Source organism: Streptomyces sp. MB09-01, from assembly GCF_033794505.1.
In the GTDB taxonomy this organism is placed as follows: Bacteria; Actinomycetota; Actinomycetes; order Streptomycetales; family Streptomycetaceae; genus Streptomyces.
Map to the genome: position 1 here is coordinate 1 of NZ_JARAYQ010000105.1, position 17,222 is coordinate 17,222.

The window sequence follows — 17,222 nt, forward strand, 5'->3', positions numbered from 1 at the left end:
CATCCACCCCCCTCCTACCCCCCGCAGGCGCGCTCCCCTGCGCGAATGAAGTACTTTCGCTCTATGTCCCAGCCCGCCAAGACCTCGCCCCGCGCCGCCACCGCCTCCGACAGCCCGGAGAGCCCGGCCGGCACCAAGGCGGCCGCCCAGCGGCTCAAGATGCGCCGCGAGCTCGCCGCGGCGGCCATGGAGCTCTTCGCGACCAAGGGGTACGAGGCGACGACGGTCGACGAGATCGCCGCGACCGCCGGGGTGGCGCGCCGGACCTTCTTCCGGCACTTCCGGTCCAAGGAAGAGGCGATCTTCCCGGACCACGACGACACCCTGACCCGCGCCGAGGCCGTCCTCGACGTGGCCCCGGCGCACGAGCACCCGCTCGACACGGTGTGCCGCGGGATCAAGGAAGTCATGAAGATGTACGCCGCCTCCCCCGCGGTGTCGGTGGAGCGCTACCGGCTGACCCGCGAGGTGCCGGCGCTGCGGGAGCGGGAGATCGCCTCCGTGGCCCGCTACGAGCGGCTGTTCACGCGCTATCTGCTGGCCCACTTCGACGAGCACGACCACCACGACGGCAACGACGACCCGCTGCTGGCCGAGGTGGCCGCCTCGGCGGTGGTCACCGCCCACAACCACGTGCTGCGGCGCTGGCTGCGGGCGGGCGGCCAAGGGGACGTGGAGGCGCAGCTGGACCACGCCTTCTCGATCGTCCGGAAGACCTTCGGCACGGGGATCGGCGCGGGCCGCACCCTGACCACGGCGCCGGCCGCCCCCGCGGCGGTCCGCACGGAGGGCGAGGTGCTGGTCGCGGTGGCCCGTACGGACGCTCCGCTGGACGAGGTCATGCGGACCATCGAAGAGGCTCTGCGCAACAAATAGCGACACCCGTAGCGACACTCGTCACAGCGGCCGCTCCCGTTTCGGGGGCGGCCGCTTTTTTGTGTCCGGCGTATGTCCGGCTTGCCCCTACTCGACGGTAACTTTGATCGATCATCGCTCATCGGTGCAGGTCAATCGGCAAATGAGAGAAAGTTTTGGCACGCGGTGCCTTGCCGGGTGACACGGGGTGCCATACGTTGAATCTCGTCCGGATGTCCCCGCGACCCGTGCCCACACCGCACGGAACGCGCCCCGGATTGCCTGCGTCACCAGGCACCGCACGCCTCACCACGGGCGCCGCCCAGCAGCACCACACCAGCCGGACCGACGGCACACCACCCCTGCACCCCGTTCACCTCAGCGCACCCTCATCAGCGCTAGTCGGAGGCTCTACCGTGAAGGACATCCTGGACGCGATTCAGTCGCAGTCCGCCACTGCCGCAGACTTCGCAGCCCTGCCGCTGCCCGACTCCTACCGTGCGATCACCGTGCACAAGGACGAGACGGAGATGTTCGCGGGGCTGACGACGCGCGAGAAGGACCCGCGCAAGTCCATCCACCTGGACAACGTCCCGGTCCCGGAGCTGGGCCCGGGCGAGGCCCTCGTCGCCGTCATGGCCTCGTCGGTCAACTACAACTCCGTGTGGACCTCGATCTTCGAGCCGGTCTCCACCTTCAGCTTCCTGGAACGCTACGGGCGCCTGTCCGAGCTGACCAAGCGCCACGACCTCCCGTACCACATCATCGGCTCCGACCTCGCGGGCGTCGTGCTGCGCACCGGCCCCGGCGTCAACGCCTGGAAGCCGGGCGACGAGGTCGTCGCGCACTGCCTCTCGGTCGAGCTGGAGTCCTCCGACGGCCACAACGACACGATGCTCGACCCCGAGCAGCGCATCTGGGGCTTCGAGACCAACTTCGGCGGCCTGGCGGAGATCGCCCTGGTCAAGTCGAACCAGCTGATGCCCAAGCCCGACCACCTCAGCTGGGAGGAGGCCGCCTCCCCCGGCCTGGTCAACTCCACCGCGTACCGCCAGCTGGTCTCCCGCAACGGCGCCGGCATGAAGCAGGGCGACAACGTCCTGATCTGGGGCGCGAGCGGCGGGCTCGGCTCGTACGCCACCCAGTTCGCCCTCGCCGGCGGCGCCAACCCGATCTGCGTGGTCTCCAGCCCCGAGAAGGCGGACATCTGCCGCGCCATGGGCGCGACCGCGGTCATCGACCGCAACGCCGAGGGCTACAAGTTCTGGAAGGACGAGCACACCCAGGACCCGAAGGAGTGGAAGCGCTTCGGCAAGCGCATCCGCGAACTGACCGGCGGCGAGGACATCGACATCGTCTTCGAGCACCCCGGCCGCGAGACCTTCGGCGCCTCGGTCTACGTCACCCGCAAGGGCGGCACCATCACCACCTGCGCCTCGACCTCCGGCTACATGCACGAGTACGACAACCGCTACCTGTGGATGTCCCTCAAGCGCATCATCGGCTCCCACTTCGCGAACTACCGCGAGGCGTGGGAGGCCAACCGCCTGGTCGCCAAGGGCAAGATCCACCCCACCCTGTCGAAGGTCTACTCCCTGGAGGAGACCGGCCAGGCCGCCTACGACGTCCACCGCAACCTCCACCAGGGCAAGGTCGGCGTCCTCGCGCTCGCCCCCGAGGAGGGCCTCGGCGTCCGCGACCACGAGATGCGCGCCCGGCACCTCGACGCGATCAACCGCTTCCGCAACGTCTGAGTCGGCTCAAAGGCCATAAGGATCGCCTGAGATGACAGAGCGCCAGAAGGACCGTCCGTGGCTCATGCGGACGTACGCCGGCCACTCCACGGCCGAGGCGTCCAACGAGCTGTACCGCCGCAACCTCGCCAAGGGCCAGACGGGTCTGTCGGTCGCCTTCGACCTGCCGACCCAGACCGGCTACGACCCCGACCACATCCTCGCCCGCGGCGAGGTGGGCCGGGTCGGGGTCCCGGTCTCCCATCTGGGCGACATGCGCCGGCTGTTCCAGGACATACCCCTGGAGCAGATGAACACCTCGATGACGATCAACGCCACCGCCATGTGGCTGCTGGCGCTCTACCAGGTGGCCGCCGAGGAGCAGGGAGCGGACGTCTCCCAGCTCCAGGGCACCACCCAGAACGACATCGTCAAGGAGTACCTCTCGCGCGGGACGCACGTCTTCCCGCCGGGGCCGTCCCTCCGCCTGACGACGGACATGATCGCGTACACGGTCAACCACATCCCGAAGTGGAACCCGATCAACATCTGCAGCTACCACCTGCAGGAGGCCGGGGCCACCCCGGTCCAGGAGATCTCGTACGCGATGTCCACGGCGATCGCGGTCCTCGACTCGGTGCGCGACTCGGGCCAGGTGCCCGAGGAGCGCTTCGGCGAGGTCGTCGCCCGCATCTCCTTCTTCGTGAACGCGGGCGTCCGCTTCATCGAGGAGATGTGCAAGATGCGCGCCTTCGGCCGCATCTGGGACAAGGTCACCCGTGAGCGCTACGGCATCGAGAACGACAAGCAGCGCCGCTTCCGGTACGGCGTCCAGGTCAACTCGCTCGGTCTGACCGAGGCGCAGCCGGAGAACAACGTCCAGCGCATCGTGCTGGAGATGCTCGCGGTCACCCTTTCCAAGGACGCCCGCGCCCGCGCCGTGCAGCTGCCCGCCTGGAACGAGGCGCTGGGCCTGCCCCGGCCCTGGGACCAGCAGTGGTCGCTGCGCATCCAGCAGGTCCTCGCGCACGAGAGCGACCTGCTGGAGTACGAGGACATCTTCGCCGGATCCCACGTCATCGAGGCCAAAGTCGACTCCCTGGTCGCCGACTGCCTGGCCGAGATCGACCGGATCCAGGAGATGGGCGGCGCCATGGCAGCCGTCGAGTCCGGGTACCTGAAGTCCCAGCTGGTCTCCTCGCACGCCGAGCGGCGGGCGCGGATCGAGGCCGGCGAGGACAAGATCGTCGGTGTCAACTGCTTCCAGCAGACCGAGGAGAACCCGCTCACCTCCGACCTGGACGGCGCCATCATGACGGTCGACCCGGCGGTGGAGGCGCTCACCGTCGAGCGCATCGTCCGCTGGCGGGCAGAGCGTCAGGAGTCCTCGGACCGGCAGGGGAACGGCGATCCGTTCGTCTTCCCCACCACCCAGCAGGCCCTGGAGCGCCTCAAGGAGGCCGCGGCCGGCACCGAGAACCTGATGGAGGCCACCCTGGAGTGCGCCCGGGCCGGTGTCACCACGGGCGAGTGGTCGAGCGCGCTGCGCGAGGTGTTCGGCGAGTTCCGTGCCCCGACCGGCGTCTCCTCGGCCCCGGTCGCGGTCACCGCCGAGCCCGGCACGCCGATGCACGAGGTCCGCGAGAAGGTGGCCCGTACGGCCGACGAGCTCGGCTCGGGCCGGCTGCGCCTGCTGGTCGGCAAGCCGGGTCTGGACGGGCACTCCAACGGCGCCGAGCAGATCGCCGTCCGGGCCCGCGACGCGGGCTTCGAGGTGGTCTACCAGGGCATCAGGCTGACCCCGGAGGAGATCTCCTCCGCGGCGCTGGCCGAGGACGTGCACTGCGTGGGACTGTCCATCCTGTCCGGCTCGCACAGCGCTCTCGTCCCGGACGTCCTGGAGCGGCTCCGTCTGGCGGGGGCGGGTGACATCCCCGTCATCGTCGGAGGCATCATTCCGAACGCGGATGCCGTGGCGCTCAAGGCTGCCGGAGTCGCCGCCGTCTTCACCCCGAAGGACTTCGGCATCACGGAGATCATCGGACGTATCGTCGACGAGATCCGCAAAGCGAACAAGCTCGACCCCCTTCACGACACCGCACACCTTGCAAGCACGGAGGTCCCCGCATGACCACGCCAGTCCACCCGGTGAACCGTCTCCGCCCGCGCCGCTCCTGCCTCGCGGTGCCCGGTTCGAACCCGCGGTTCCTCGAGAAGGCCCAGGGCCTGCCGGCCGACCAGGTCTTCCTGGACCTGGAGGACGCCTGCGCGCCGCTCGCCAAGGAAGGCGCCCGCCACACGATCGTGGACGCGCTGAACAACGGCGACTGGACGGGCAAGACCCGGGTCGTGCGCGTCAACGACTGGACCACGCACTGGACGTACCGCGACGTCATCACGGTGGTCGAGGGCGCCGGCCAGAACCTCGACTGCATCATGCTGCCGAAGGTCCAGGACGCCCAGCAGGTCGTGGCCCTGGACCTGCTGCTGACGCAGATCGAGAAGACCATGGGCTTCGAGGTCGGCAAGATCGGCATCGAGGCGCAGATCGAGAACGCCAAGGGCCTGGTGAACGTCGACGAGATCGCCGCCGCCTCGCCGCGGCTGGAGACCATCATCTTCGGCCCGGCCGACTTCATGGCCTCCATCAACATGAAGTCGCTGGTCGTGGGCATGCAGCCGCCCGGCTACGGCGCGGACGCCTACCACTACATCCTGATGCGGATCCTGATGGCGGCCCGTATGCACAACCTGCAGGCGATCGACGGCCCCTTCCTCCAGATCCGTGACGTGGACGCCTACCGCGAGGTGGCGGGCCGGGCGGCGGCGCTGGGCTTCGACGGCAAGTGGGTGCTGCACCCGGGCCAGGTCGACGCGGCCAACGAGGTCTTCTCCCCCTCGCAGGAGGACTACGACCACGCCGAGCTGATCCTCGACGCCTACGACTGGTGCACCTCGGAGGCCGGCGGCAAGAAGGGCTCCGCGATGCTCGGCGACGAGATGATCGACGAGGCCAGCCGCAAGATGGCCCTGGTCATCGCGGGCAAGGGCCGCGCGGCGGGGATGCAGCGCACCAGCAAGTTCGAGATCCCGGAGGCCTGAGCACCATGCAGTTCGGACGCACGTACGAAGAGTTCGAGGTCGGGGCGGTCTACAAGCACTGGCCCGGGAAGACGGTCACCGAGTACGACGACCACCTCTTCTGTCTGCTGACCATGAACCACCACCCGCTCCACATGGACAGCAATTACGCCGAGAACACCACCGACTTCGGCAAGAACGTGGTCGTGGGCAACTACATCTACTCGCTGCTGCTCGGCATGTCCGTGCCGGACGTCTCCGGGAAGGCCATCGCCAACCTGGAGATCGAGTCCCTGCGGCACGTGGCGCCGACCTTCCACGGCGACACCATCTACGGCGAGACCACGGTCCTCGACAAGACCCCGTCGAAGTCGAAGAACGACCGCGGCATCGTCTACGTCGAAACCAAGGGCTACAAGCAGGACGGCACCCTCGTCTGCGTCTTCCGGCGCAAGGTGATGGTCCCGACCGAGACGTACATCAAGGAGCGCGGCGGCGAGCAGCCCGGCCGCCCCCAGCTGAAGACCCAGGAGAAGTAGCCATGGCCCGACTCGCCCAGACCGCCGGGCTCACGGACGTCCAGCGGGAGATCCTGAAGACCGTCCGGGAGTTCGTCGACAAGGAGATCATCCCGGTCGCGACCGAGCTGGAGCACCGCGACGAGTACCCGCAGCAGATCGTCGACGGTCTCAAGGAGCTCGGCCTCTTCGGGCTGATGATCCCGGAGGAGTACGGCGGCCTGGGTGAGTCGCTTCTCACCTACGCCCTGTGCGTCGAGGAGATCGCGCGGGGCTGGATGTCCGTCTCGGGCATCATCAACACCCACTTCATCGTGGCGTACATGCTCAAGCAGCACGGCACGCAGGAGCAGAAGGACCATTTCCTCCCCCGGATGGCGCTGGGCGAGGTGCGCGGCGCGTTCTCGATGTCCGAGCCGGCGCTGGGCTCCGACGTGTCGGCCATCTCGTCGAAGGCGGTGAAGGACGGCGACGAGTACGTCCTGAACGGTCAGAAGATGTGGCTGACGAACGGTGGCAGCTCCACCCTGGTGGCCGTTCTCGTCCGAAGTGACGAAGGCCACCCCGAGGGCACGGCGCCCCACAAGTCGATGACGACCTTCCTCGTCGAGAAGGAGCCGGGCTTCGGTGAGGTCCGTCCCGGTCTGACCATCCCTGGCAAGATCGACAAGATGGGCTACAAGGGCGTCGACACGACCGAGCTCATCATGGACGGACTGCGCATTCCGGCCAATCGGGTCCTCGGAGGCCAGACGGGCCGAGGGTTTTACCAAATGATGGACGGGGTCGAGGTCGGCCGCGTGAACGTGGCGGCGCGTGGCTGTGGCGTCGCTCAGCGTGCTTTCGAACTGGGTGTCTCCTATGCCCAGCAACGTCACACTTTCGGCAAGGCGATCGCCGAACACCAGGCCATCCAGTTCAAGCTGGCCGAGATGGCTACCAAGGTCGAAGCTGCCCATGCGATGATGGTCAATGCAGCACGCAAAAAGGACTCTGGGGAACGAAACGACCTCGAAGCAGGGATGGCGAAGTACCTCGCCTCCGAGTACTGCAAGGAGGTGGTCGAGGACGCGTTCCGCATTCACGGCGGATACGGGTTCTCGAAGGAGTACGAGATCGAGCGTCTCTACCGGGAAGCTCCGATGCTGCTGATCGGTGAAGGTACCGCCGAGATCCAGAAAATGATCATTGGGCGACGCCTGCTCGAGGAGTACCGACTCCAGGGCTGAAAGTCCCTTTTGCGGCGAATCATCCATGGGTTCGTCGCGAAAGGGTCACTACCAGTCACTGGCCGACGGTCATCGACTCGGCTTCTGGCTTGCCCAGTTGTTGCGTGCAACCGATAGCATTCCAGTAAAGCCGCCGTCCCGTCCCCCTGTTTGCGGCGCGGCAATCACCCGCTACGAAGGTCATCCATGCCCCACAGCCAAACCTCTGCACCTCGCGACAGCCTCCTTGGCGTACGCCTCGCGCGCGGAGCATCGCCGTGGCTTCTGCCGACCGTCGCCACCGCGGCGCTCAGCCTCACCCGGGCCCGCAAGTCCGGACGCTGGGCCGCGGCGGCCGTGCCCGCAACCGCGCTCGCCGCGGGCATGCTGTGGTTCTTCCGCGACCCCGAGCGTGAGATCGCTCAGGGCCGTGTCATCTCGCCCGCCGACGGTGTGGTGCAGAGCATCATGCCGTGGAAGGACGGACGGACCCGGGTCGCGATCTTCATGAGCCCGCTGAACGTCCACGTCAACCGCGCGCCCCTTGCGGGCACGGTGACGTCCGTGGAGCACATCCCCGGCGGATTCGTCCCGGCGTTCAACAAGGAGAGCGAGAACAACGAGCGCGTTGTCTGGCACTTCGACACCGAGCTCGGCGACATCGAGATGGTGCAGATCGCCGGCGCCGTCGCCCGTCGCATCGTCCCGTACCTGCCGGCCGGCACCAAGGTGGAGCAGGGCGAACGCATCGGTCTGATCCGCTTCGGCTCCCGCGTCGACATCTACCTCCCCGAGGGCGTCGAGGTCGCGGTCGAGGTCGGTCAGGCCACCACCGCGGGGGTGACACGAATTGACCGTGACTGACCCTGAGACTCCGGCCGCCGGCTGGGTGCCCGAACCTGCCGAGGAGGAGTCCGCCGAGGACGACATGCCGCTCTCGCTGCGGCTGTCGATAGCGGACACCCTCACCCTCGGCAACGCGACGTGCGGATTCATGGCGGTGTACTTCACCACCACGGGGATCCTCATCCCGCACCTCACCGGCAGTGGCGAGTCGGGCATGGCCCGTAACAGCGCCGCGACGGCAGTGATACTGATGCTGCTCGCCGCGGTGTTCGACCTGTTCGACGGCATCGTGGCCCGCAAGCTGCGCAGCTCGCCGATGGGTGCCGAGCTGGACAACCTGTCCGACCTGATCAGCTTCGGCCTGGCCCCCGCCTACTTCGTGCTCGTCTACGGCATGGTCGCCGTGGACGCGCACCAGAAGATGTCGGCGCTGGCCGCGATCGTGGTGCTGCTCGCCGTGGTGCTGCGCCTCGCGAGATTCAGCTGCGTGACGATGAAGGACGGCATGTTCCAGGGCATGCCGAGCCCCTTCGGCGCGCTGACGGTCGTCTCGATCGTGCTGCTGGAGCTGCCGTTCGTCCCGACCCTGCTGGCGATCATCGGGGTGGCCTGGCTGATGGTGAGCCGGGTCGAGTACCCGAAGCCGCGGGGCGTTCTCGCCGTGGCGATGCTCTGCTGGATCATCAGCGCGATGGGGCTGCTGGCGGCCTGGGCGTTCGACGCCCCGGGCGGTCAGCTGCTGCTCCAGACCGGCTGCGCCCTGCAGATCGCGATGGCGGCGACCATTCCGCTGTTCGCGACGACCCGGAGGGCGAACACCTTCCGGCACAACCGCCGCGAGGCCCGCGCTTCGCTGCGCTAGCCGTACCGCTCGTACGAGAGGGCCCCGGATGCCGACGGCATCCGGGGCCCTCCCGTCGTGTGCGGCGCCGCGCGAGCGGCCCCGGGCTGCGCCCGGGCGTCCCGGGGCTCCACCCCGGACCCCGCCTCGAACGCCGGCGGGGCCGCAGAAGTCTCAGCTGCCCGGTGTGTACGACCGGGCCGCCGGGGCGACGGCGGCTTCCTTGATCACCTTCAGGCCGCCCGGGGTCTGCGCGTCCGGCTTCATGATCACGCTCTGCCGGGTCGATGGGGCCTTCGGGTCGGAGAAGTCGTGCGTGATGCCGAAGCCGCTGTCGTAGGCCTTCAGGGTCAGCAGGGCCTTGCCGACGCCCTCGCGGGTGAGGTCCTTGTCGGCGCAGGCCTTCTTCAGGGCCTCTCCGTAGACCCCTGCGGCCGTGTAACCGGCCACCACGCCGTTGTCGAGCCCGGCGTCCGGGTACGCGGCCTTGTAGGCCGTGGCGAGGGCCGTCGGGCCGGCCGCGGTGGAGCCGATGGGCAGGGTGGACGCGGCGACGTAGTAGTCCTTCTGCAGGGCCGCACCCGCCGGGGTGGCGAGCAGCTGGGGGGCGAAGGCGGAGTTGTTGCCGACCACGGGGACGTTCCAGCCGCCGGCCGCCGCAACGCCGACCAGCGAGGCCGCCTGCTTGGGCCCCGCACTGATCACCACGGCCTTGACCCCGGCCTGCTTGAGGGCCGCGACCTGCGCGGACATGTCGTTGTCGGTGGGCTTGATCTTCTGCTCGACGACGGTGAGCCCGGCCTCCTCGGCCGCGTGCCTGGCCCCGGCGAGGGAGTTCTCGCCGTAGTCCCCCTCGAAGTACACGTGCCCGATCTTGTCGCCCGAGGCGATCCGCTTCTGTTCGAGGAGGTAGCCGATGGCATTGACCGTCTCGATGTCGTACGTGGCCCCGACCGTGCGGATGGAGGCGCTGCCCAGCAGTGAGGCGGACCAGGCCTGCGGAATGACCAGGCCCTTGTCCTGGCCGTCGATCCGGTCCTTGGCCGCGGCGACGAAGGGCGAGCCGATGAACTGGGCGAAGCCCAGCACGTCGGGCTCCAGCTCGGTGTAGCCGGCGAGGGCCTTCTGCGGGTCGTAGCCGTGGTCGCGGACGGTCAGTTCCAGCCGCCGGCCGCAGATGCCGCCCGCGTCGTTGGTCTGCTTGATCCAGAGCTGCTGGGCCTGCGTGACGCTCTTGCCGAGGGAGGCGTAGACACCGGTCATGTCGGTGAGGGCGCCGAGCCGGATGGCGGTGGCGGTGACCCCCTTGCCGGCCTTGACCCCGCCTTCGGCGTGCTTGTCCTCGGTGCCGCCGCCCGCCTTGGCGCTGCAGCCGGCCGCGCCGGTGAGGACGAGCGCGGCCGTGAGGGCCGTACCGAATCGCGCTCGCTTGTTCGCACTGGGTCTGGTCACGCTGGCTCCTTCGGGGGACGTGCGGACTGGGAGGGCCGGATCCGGGCGAGGCCGCCCGGGAGGAACAGGACGACGGCGACGACGGCCGCGCCGTACAGGTAGCGGGACGCCTCGCCCGGGGAGACCCCGCCGGTGCCCGGGGCGGAGACGAGCGGGAGGGCGTCGCTGTAGCGGGTGAGCAGCTGGGGCAGCAGGGAGACGAAGACCGCACCGATGACGGAGCCCGCGACCGTGCCGAGGCCGCCGATCACGATCATGGCCAGGTATTCGAGGGACAGGACCATGCCGAAGTAGTCGGGCACGGTGCGCTGGAAGACGAGGGCGAGCAGCACCCCCGCCAGGCCGGCGTACATGGAGGACAGGACGAAGACGGCGGCCCGGTAGCGGGCGACGGGGACGCCCATGACGCCGGCTGCGATGTTGTGGTCGCGGATGGCGTTCATGGCGCGGCCCGGACGTCCGCGCAGGATGCCGCGGGCGAGGAGCGCACAGCCCAGGAGGGCGGCGAGGGCGACGTACCAGAGCTTCTCGGCGGACTGGAAGGGGACGGCGGCGATCACGGTCTCGGTGTCGTCGAAGGTGATGCCGAAGAGGGAGAGGGGTTCGACGGCCCGGCCGTTGAAGCCGCCGGTCAGAGGGGTCGCGTTGAACAGGACGTGCTGCCCGATGAAGATCAGGGCGAGGGTGGCGATGCCCAGGTACGCGCCGCGCAGCCGGCCGGCGATGGGGCTGAAGAGGCCGCCGGCGGCTCCCGCGAGGGCGACGGCGAGGACGGCCGCGAGCCAGCTGGGCAGGCCGAGGCCCACGAGGTCGTGGCCGCCGGAGCGGCCGCCGTCACCGGCGAGCGCGCAGTATCCGTACGCGCCGACGGCGAGGAAGAAGGCGTGCCCCATGGACAGCTGGCCGGTGGCCCCGGTGAGCAGGTTGAGCCCGATGGCGCCGATCCCGGCGGCGATGGCGAACAGCCCGGCCTGGAGCCAGAACCGCTCGAGGTAGAAGGGCAGGGCCAGCAGCACCGCGGCCCCGGCGGCCGCCATGGTCCGGCGGAGGGTGTCAGACACGGGCGAGCTCCTTCGTGCCGAAGAGGCCGGCCGGGCGCAGGAGCAGGACCACGACCATCACCACGTACGGGGCGAGGTCGCCGATGCCGCGGCCGAGGAAGGCGAGCTGGCTCTGGTAGCCGGTGGCCATGGCCTCGGTGACACCGACGATCAGGCCGCCCGCCAGGGCGCCGGTGGTGGAGTCGAGGCCGCCGAGGATGGCCGCGGGGAAGGCCTTGAGGGCGGCCAGCGAGGTGGCCCGTTCCAGTCCGGGGGTGGGGAAGACGGTGAGGAAGAGCGCGGCCACCGCAGCCAGGGCTCCGGCTACCGCCCATGCGGCCAGGGACACCCTGCCCAGCCGTACGCCCATCAGCGCGGCCGTCTCCGGTTTCTCGGCGGCGGCCCGCATGGCCACGCCCCAAGCGGTGTGGCGGAAGGCGAGGAGGAAGACGGTGATCATCAGGGACGCGGCGATCAGGGCGGCGATGCGGGTCTGCGGCACGGTGACCGGTCCGAGGCGGAGTACGGCCGCTCCCCACGGGTCGCCGAGGGCGAGCACGTCCGTACCGATGCGACGGGTGAGGTCGGTGATGAGCAGGATGTCGACGCCGATGGTGACGATGGCGAGGACGCCCGGGTCCTGGCCCCGGTAGCGTCGCATCACCAGGAACTCCACCCCGGCCCCGACCGCGGCGGCCGCGCCGGTGCCCACCGCGAGGGCGGGCCAGAAGCCGATGTCGTCGTGCAGGACTGCGGTGACGTAACCGCCCGCCAGGAGGAGGGAGGCGTGGGCGAAGTTGACGACTTCCGTGGCCTTGAAGATGACCACGAAGCCGAGGGCGATCAAGGCGTAGACGGAGCCCATGGAGAGGCCGCCGAGGAGCAGTTCCAGGAAGGTGGTCACGCGGCCGGGTCCTCCTCGCCGAGGTAGGCGCGGACGACCGCCGGGTCGTTCTGCACCTGGGCGGGGGTCCCGCCGCCTATCCGTTTGCCGAAGTCGAGTACGGTCACCGCGTCCGCGAGCCGCATCACCACCCCCATGTCGTGTTCGACCAGCACGATCGAGATGCCGAGGCCGTCGCGGACGCCCGCGACGACGGCGGCGGTGCGCGTGCGCTCGTCCGCGGTCATCCCGGCGACGGGTTCGTCCAGGAGGAGCAGCCGGGGCTCCATGCACAGGGCCCGGGCCAGTTCGACGAGTTTCTGCTTGCCGTACGGGAGGGAACCCGCGGGAGCTGCCAGATCGGCCTCCAGGCCCACGAATTCGGCGATCTCGCGGACCCGTTCGCGGTGCAGCCGGTCCTCGCGGACTGCGGACGGCAGCCGCAGCCCGGTGGCGAGGAACCCCGAGCGCATCAGCCGGTGGCGGCCGAGGAGCAGGCTGTCGGCGACCGTGGTGTGCGGGGGCAGCGCCAGGTTCTGGAAGGTACGGGCGACGCCGAGGGCGGCGACGGCGTGCGGGGCGAGGCCGGTGAGCTCGGTGGCGCCGAAGCGCACGCTGCCGGAGGCGGACCGGTAGACCCCGGAGAGCACGTTGAAGCAGGTGGACTTGCCGGCGCCGTTGGGGCCGATGAGGGCGTGCACGCTGCCGGGCTCGACGGTGAAGGAGACGGAGTCGAGGGCGGTGAGGCCCGCGAAGCGGACGGTCACGTCGGTGACCGCGAGGGTCGGCGGGCCGGCCGGCCGCGGGGGTGCGGGCGTGGTCACGGCGACCGCCTCCCGTCGGTCTGCGCCGCGCCGGGCGGGGGCGTGCCGCCTCCGGCCGTCCATGGGGCCATCGCGGGCCGGATCATGCGGACCACCTGCTCAGGGTGTGCGTCGCCCGCGGTGCCGGGGCGTCCTCGTCGGTGATGCCGAGGTAGCGGCGGCGCACCTCGTCGGAGGCCGCCAGCTCGGCGGCCGGGCCCGCCAGGGTGACCTCGCCGACCTCCAGGACGTACGCGTACGAGGCCAGCCGGAGCGCGAGGGCCGCGTTCTGCTCCACCAGCAGCACCGAGGTGCCCGATGCGTTGATCTCGGTGATCGTCTCGGCGATGGTGGCGGCCATCTTCGGCGCGAGGCCCAGCGAGGGCTCGTCGAGGAGCAGCAGGCGGGGGCGTGCCATCAGCGCCCGGCCGAGCGCCAGCATCTGCTGCTCGCCACCGGACAGCAGGCCCGCCCGCTGCCGGGCCCGCCGGGCCAGGACCGGGAACAGCTCGTGGACGCGGGCCAGCGAGCGGGCGGAGTCGGCGCGGGAGCCGGCCCGGGCTCCGAGGGCCCCGGCCCGCAGGTTGTCCGCAACGGTCATCCGGGTGAACACCTGCCTCCCCTCGGGGACCTGCACGACCCCGGCGGCGACCGCCCCGGCCGGGCCGCGGTCGTCCAGCGGGCGCCCGTCGAAGCTGATGGTCCCTTCGGTGGCGGCGCCCCGGTGGAAGGCGAGCGTCCGGGACACCGCCCGCAGCAGGGTCGTTTTTCCTGCGCCGTTCCCGCCGAGTACGACGACCACGGCGCCCGCGGGTACGTCGAGCGACACGGCGCGCAGTGCCCGCACCGGCCCGTAGCCGACGGACAGTGCGCTCACCTGGAGCGAGGCCACATCCCCTCCCACTGTTTGGCATTGTGCTGGCGCACAGACCAGCACCCGTCGCGGCCGGGCGTCCACGGCCCGAAGCGGAATCGCTGCCGATGACCAGCCCGGGACGGGGTGCGGTTGTGCAGCGGCACAGACCTGCCGACGGGGCCTCTTACGCCGACGGCCCCCGGGTGACATCCTCTGCGGCCATGAGCGGACGCCGGGCACGGACGGAAGCGGAATGGTCGGTGCTGCTGACGGCGGCCGAGGTGCTGCTGGAGCGCGTCCCCGTGCTGACCGAGCAGCTCATCGTCGATCTGGCGAAGCACTCGCCGCTGTTCGACCTGGCGGTACCGCGGGACGAGCACTGGCAGCAGATCAGCGAGGCGATGCGGTACGGCATCGAGGCCTTCGCCGCGCGCCGCTCGGACCATCGCAAGGACCTGGCCTACGCGGAGGAGCTGGGGCGGCGCCGGGCCGAACAGGGCCTGCCGCTGGACCTGTTGCTGTACGCGTACCGGCGCGCCGGCCGGCTGACGTGGGACGCGCTGCTGGACATCGTCACGGAGGAGGATCCGGAGGCCCTGCCCGTCCTGGCCCGGACGGCGGGTGCGATGTGGGCCGGGATCGAACAGCAGGCGGCCGCGACGGCCGAGGCCTACCGGGCGGGCGAGCGGGAGATGCGCCGGCGCAGCGACGAGCGGGTGCAGGCCCTGCTGGACGCGCTGCTGGAGGGGGACGCGGCGCCGGGCCTGGCGGCGCGGGCGGCGGCGGGCCTGGACCTGCCGGAGCAGGGACGGTACGCGGTGGTCGTGCTCCCGGTGGACCGGCGTGACTCGGTGCACCGGGTGACGTCGGCGGGCGGGATGCGGCTGTTCTGGCGGATGCGGGCGGAGCAGGAGCTGGCGGTGGTGGCCCTCGGCACGTCCTCGCTGGACGAGCTGGCGGCGGAGCTGGCCGACCGGTGCCCCGGCCCCGGCGGGATCGGCCCCGTGGTGGGCGGGCTGGCGGAGCTGGGCCGGGCGCGGCGGCTGGCGGAGACGGCGCTGGCCACGTGCGGCGCGGAGGAGCGGGCCCTGGTCCGGCTGTCGGAACGGCTCCCCACGGCGCTGGTCGTGCGGCAGCCCGAGCTGGCGGGGGAGCTGGTCCAGGCGGTCCTGGGACCCCTGCTGGAACTGGATCCGGCGGACCGGGCGGTGCTGCTGGAGACCCTGGACGCCTGGCTCACCGCAGAGGGCTCCGCCGGGCGCGCGGCGACGCGTCTGTACTGCCACCGGAACACGGTCTTCAACCGGCTGCGGCGATTGGAGCACCTGACGTCCCGCTCCCTGTCGCGGCCGCGGGACCTGATCGCGCTGACGCTGGCCTTGGACGCGAACCGGCTGGCCGGCGCGTCCGGGGCGGCGGGCGCCTGAGCCGGCGCGGGGGGCCCGGCCCGCGCCCCGGCCTCGATCGCGGCGGGTCCAGAGGCCGGGGCTCCGCCCCGAGGCCCGGGCAGGGCCGGAGGGAGCCGCGCGCTCCGCACCGTCGAGCCGGCGCCGGCCGCTAGGCTTGATGTCGGAAAACCGCCAGCCGTGGTGGATCCCACCCCGGATCCTGGAGTCATGCACACCGATACAGAGCGTTGCGTGAGGGCTGTCCAGTCGAAGGACGCACGCTTCGACGGCTGGTTCTTCACCGCCGTGCTGACCACCCGGATCTACTGCCGGCCCAGCTGCCCCGCCGTGCCGCCGAAGGTCGAGAACATGACCTTCCTGCCCAGCGCCGCCGCCTGCCAGCAGGCCGGGTTCCGGGCGTGCAAGCGGTGCCGGCCCGACACCAGCCCCGGCTCGCCGGAGTGGAACGCACGGGCCGATGCCGTCGCTCGCGCGATGCGGCTGATCCAGGACGGGGTCGTCGACCGCGAGGGCGTGCCGGGGCTCGCGACGAGGCTCGGGTACTCCACCCGCCAGGTGGAGCGGCAGCTCAACGCCGAGCTCGGGGCCGGCCCGCTGGCCCTGGCGAGGGCCCAGCGCGCGCAGACCGCCCGGCTGCTCATCGAGACCTCCGAGCTCCCCATGGGCGACGTGGCCTTCGCGGCCGGGTTCGCCTCCATCCGCACCTTCAACGACACCGTCCGCGAGGTCTTCGCCCTGTCCCCGAGCGAGCTGCGGGAGCGGGCCGTGAAGGCCGGCCGCCACAAGAACGACCCGCCCCGGATCCCGGGGACGATCAGCCTGCGGCTGCCGTTCCGGGCCCCCCTGAACCCCGACAACCTCTTCGGGCACCTGGCCGCGACCGCGGTCCCCGGCGTCGAGGAGTGGCGCGACGGCGCCTACCGCCGCACCCTGCGCCTGCCCCACGGCACCGGCGTCGTCGCCCTGACCCCGCAGCCCGACCACATCGGCTGCCGCCTCGCCCTGACCGACCTGCGCGACCTCACCATCGCCATCAGCCGCTGCCGCTGGATGCTCGACCTGGACGCCGATCCGGAGGCCGTCGACGAGCAGCTGCGGTCCGACCCGCTGCTGGCCCCGCTCGTGGACAAGGCCCCCGGGCGCCGGGTCCCCCGTACGGTCGACGCGCAGGAGTTCGCCGTACGGGCGGTCCTGGGCCAGCAGGTGTCCACCGCGGCGGCGCGCACGCACGCGGCCCGGCTGGTGACCGCGCACGGCGAGCGCGTCGAGGACCCCCTGGGCGGGCTGACGCACCTCTTCCCCTCCCCGCAGGCGCTCGCCGCGCTGGACCCGGAGTCCCTGGCCCTGCCACGCAGCCGCCGCACGACGCTGACCACCCTGGTCTCGGAGCTCGCGGACGGCTCGCTGCCGCTCGGCTTCGACAGTGACTGGGACGAGGCGCGGGCGCAGCTCTCGGCGCTGCCCGGCTTCGGCCCGTGGACCACCGAGATCATCGCGATGCGGGCGCTCGGCGACCCGGACGCGTTCCTGCCGTCCGATCTGGGCGTGCGGCGGGCCGCGCAGGGGCTCGGGCTGCCGGCCGGTCCCGCGGCGCTGACCGCCCGCGCGGCGGCCTGGCGGCCGTGGCGCGCGTACGCCGTCCAGTACCTGTGGGCCACCGACGCCCACCCGATCAACCGCCTGCCCGTCTGAGGAGC

General features: G+C 70.9%; 15 protein-coding genes. 10 read left to right on the forward strand and 5 right to left on the reverse strand.

The genetic code is table 11. The annotated features are described in order from the left end of the window. Positions 1-63: 63 nt before the first annotated feature. The 8 genes from PV721_RS21950 to pssA all read left to right on the forward strand — a co-directional run bounded on the left by PV721_RS21950 (position 64) and on the right by pssA (position 9,103). Positions 64-876: a TetR family transcriptional regulator gene (locus PV721_RS21950; RefSeq protein ID WP_319727043.1), complete on the forward strand. Its 813-nt coding sequence runs from the start codon at positions 64-66 to the stop codon at positions 874-876. Positions 877-1,271: 395 nt separating this feature from the next. Continuing rightward, positions 1,272-2,609 carry a crotonyl-CoA carboxylase/reductase gene (ccrA, locus tag PV721_RS21955; protein ID WP_319727044.1) on the forward strand — a complete coding sequence of 446 codons (1,338 nt, stop codon included), beginning with the start codon at positions 1,272-1,274 and terminating at the stop codon, positions 2,607-2,609. Between the two features lie 31 nt (positions 2,610-2,640). Beyond that, the gene (locus tag PV721_RS21960) at positions 2,641-4,719 is read left to right on the forward strand and encodes a protein meaA (RefSeq protein WP_319727045.1); all 2,079 of its coding nucleotides are present in this window, start codon (positions 2,641-2,643) and stop codon (positions 4,717-4,719) included. Next, positions 4,716-5,690, forward strand: coding sequence for an HpcH/HpaI aldolase/citrate lyase family protein (locus tag PV721_RS21965; protein ID WP_249768874.1), 975 nt, complete (start codon positions 4,716-4,718; stop codon positions 5,688-5,690). Before PV721_RS21960 ends, PV721_RS21965 begins: the two co-directional genes overlap by 4 nt. Before the next feature lie 5 nt (positions 5,691-5,695). Beyond that, positions 5,696-6,208: a MaoC family dehydratase gene (locus tag PV721_RS21970; RefSeq protein WP_030715386.1), complete on the forward strand. Its 513-nt coding sequence runs from the start codon at positions 5,696-5,698 to the stop codon at positions 6,206-6,208. A 2-nt stretch (positions 6,209-6,210) separates the two neighbouring features. Continuing rightward, a complete protein-coding gene (locus PV721_RS21975; protein ID WP_030027413.1) occupies positions 6,211-7,416 on the forward strand; it encodes an acyl-CoA dehydrogenase family protein in 1,206 nt (401 codons plus the stop codon). A 186-nt stretch (positions 7,417-7,602) separates the two neighbouring features. Continuing rightward, positions 7,603-8,259, forward strand: coding sequence for a phosphatidylserine decarboxylase (locus PV721_RS21980; RefSeq protein WP_030010161.1), 657 nt, complete (start codon positions 7,603-7,605; stop codon positions 8,257-8,259). Beyond that, positions 8,246-9,103 carry a CDP-diacylglycerol--serine O-phosphatidyltransferase gene (gene pssA / locus PV721_RS21985; protein WP_319727052.1) on the forward strand — a complete coding sequence of 286 codons (858 nt, stop codon included), beginning with the start codon at positions 8,246-8,248 and terminating at the stop codon, positions 9,101-9,103. The genes PV721_RS21980 and pssA overlap by 14 nt, the downstream gene beginning before the upstream one ends. 153 nt (positions 9,104-9,256) lie before the next feature. Here the strand turns inward: pssA and PV721_RS21990 are convergent, their stop codons facing one another. The 5 genes from PV721_RS21990 to PV721_RS22010 all read right to left on the reverse strand — a co-directional run bounded on the left by PV721_RS21990 (position 9,257) and on the right by PV721_RS22010 (position 14,164). Beyond that, positions 9,257-10,534, reverse strand: a complete 1,278-nt coding sequence (locus PV721_RS21990) for an ABC transporter substrate-binding protein (RefSeq protein WP_319727055.1) — start codon at positions 10,532-10,534, stop codon at positions 9,257-9,259. Next, positions 10,531-11,571 (reverse strand): branched-chain amino acid ABC transporter permease, encoded by a 1,041-nt coding sequence (locus tag PV721_RS21995; RefSeq protein WP_319727074.1) that lies wholly within the window; start codon positions 11,569-11,571, stop codon positions 10,531-10,533. The genes PV721_RS21990 and PV721_RS21995 overlap by 4 nt, the downstream gene beginning before the upstream one ends. Positions 11,572-11,587: 16 nt before the next feature. Next, positions 11,588-12,478 (reverse strand): branched-chain amino acid ABC transporter permease, encoded by an 891-nt coding sequence (locus tag PV721_RS22000; protein ID WP_319727056.1) that lies wholly within the window; start codon positions 12,476-12,478, stop codon positions 11,588-11,590. Then, the gene (locus PV721_RS22005; RefSeq protein ID WP_319727057.1) at positions 12,475-13,281 is read right to left on the reverse strand and encodes an ABC transporter ATP-binding protein; all 807 of its coding nucleotides are present in this window, start codon (positions 13,279-13,281) and stop codon (positions 12,475-12,477) included. Before PV721_RS22005 ends, PV721_RS22000 begins: the two co-directional genes overlap by 4 nt. 82 nt (positions 13,282-13,363) lie before the next feature. Then, positions 13,364-14,164, reverse strand: a complete 801-nt coding sequence (locus PV721_RS22010) for an ABC transporter ATP-binding protein (protein ID WP_416371149.1) — start codon at positions 14,162-14,164, stop codon at positions 13,364-13,366. A 173-nt stretch (positions 14,165-14,337) separates the two neighbouring features. On the opposite strand from PV721_RS22010, the gene PV721_RS22015 reads away from it, so the two are divergent. Together PV721_RS22015 and PV721_RS22020 are read left to right on the forward strand one after the other, a co-directional pair. Next, positions 14,338-15,543, forward strand: a complete 1,206-nt coding sequence (locus tag PV721_RS22015) for a helix-turn-helix domain-containing protein (RefSeq protein ID WP_319727058.1) — start codon at positions 14,338-14,340, stop codon at positions 15,541-15,543. Positions 15,544-15,732: 189 nt separating this feature from the next. After that, complete coding sequence (locus tag PV721_RS22020; RefSeq protein WP_319727060.1) at positions 15,733-17,217, forward strand: AlkA N-terminal domain-containing protein; 1,485 nt, start codon at positions 15,733-15,735, stop codon at positions 17,215-17,217. Positions 17,218-17,222 lie beyond the last annotated feature (5 nt).

Bases quoted from the DNA above. Each gene is read 5' to 3' on its own strand.
- PV721_RS21950 (WP_319727043.1), top strand. From the start codon at position 64: ATGTCCCAGCCCGCCAAGACCTCGCCCCGCGCCGCCACCGCCTCCGAC.
- PV721_RS21960 (WP_319727045.1), top strand. From the start codon at position 2,641: ATGACAGAGCGCCAGAAGGACCGTCCGTGGCTCATGCGGACGTACGCC.
- PV721_RS21965 (WP_249768874.1), top strand. From the start codon at position 4,716: ATGACCACGCCAGTCCACCCGGTGAACCGTCTCCGCCCGCGCCGCTCC.
- PV721_RS21970 (WP_030715386.1), top strand. From the start codon at position 5,696: ATGCAGTTCGGACGCACGTACGAAGAGTTCGAGGTCGGGGCGGTCTAC.
- PV721_RS21975 (WP_030027413.1), top strand. From the start codon at position 6,211: ATGGCCCGACTCGCCCAGACCGCCGGGCTCACGGACGTCCAGCGGGAG.
- PV721_RS21980 (WP_030010161.1), top strand. From the start codon at position 7,603: ATGCCCCACAGCCAAACCTCTGCACCTCGCGACAGCCTCCTTGGCGTA.
- PV721_RS21995 (WP_319727074.1), bottom strand. From the start codon at position 11,571: ATGGCGGCCGCCGGGGCCGCGGTGCTGCTGGCCCTGCCCTTCTACCTC.
- PV721_RS22015 (WP_319727058.1), top strand. From the start codon at position 14,338: ATGAGCGGACGCCGGGCACGGACGGAAGCGGAATGGTCGGTGCTGCTG.
- PV721_RS22020 (WP_319727060.1), top strand. From the start codon at position 15,733: ATGCACACCGATACAGAGCGTTGCGTGAGGGCTGTCCAGTCGAAGGAC.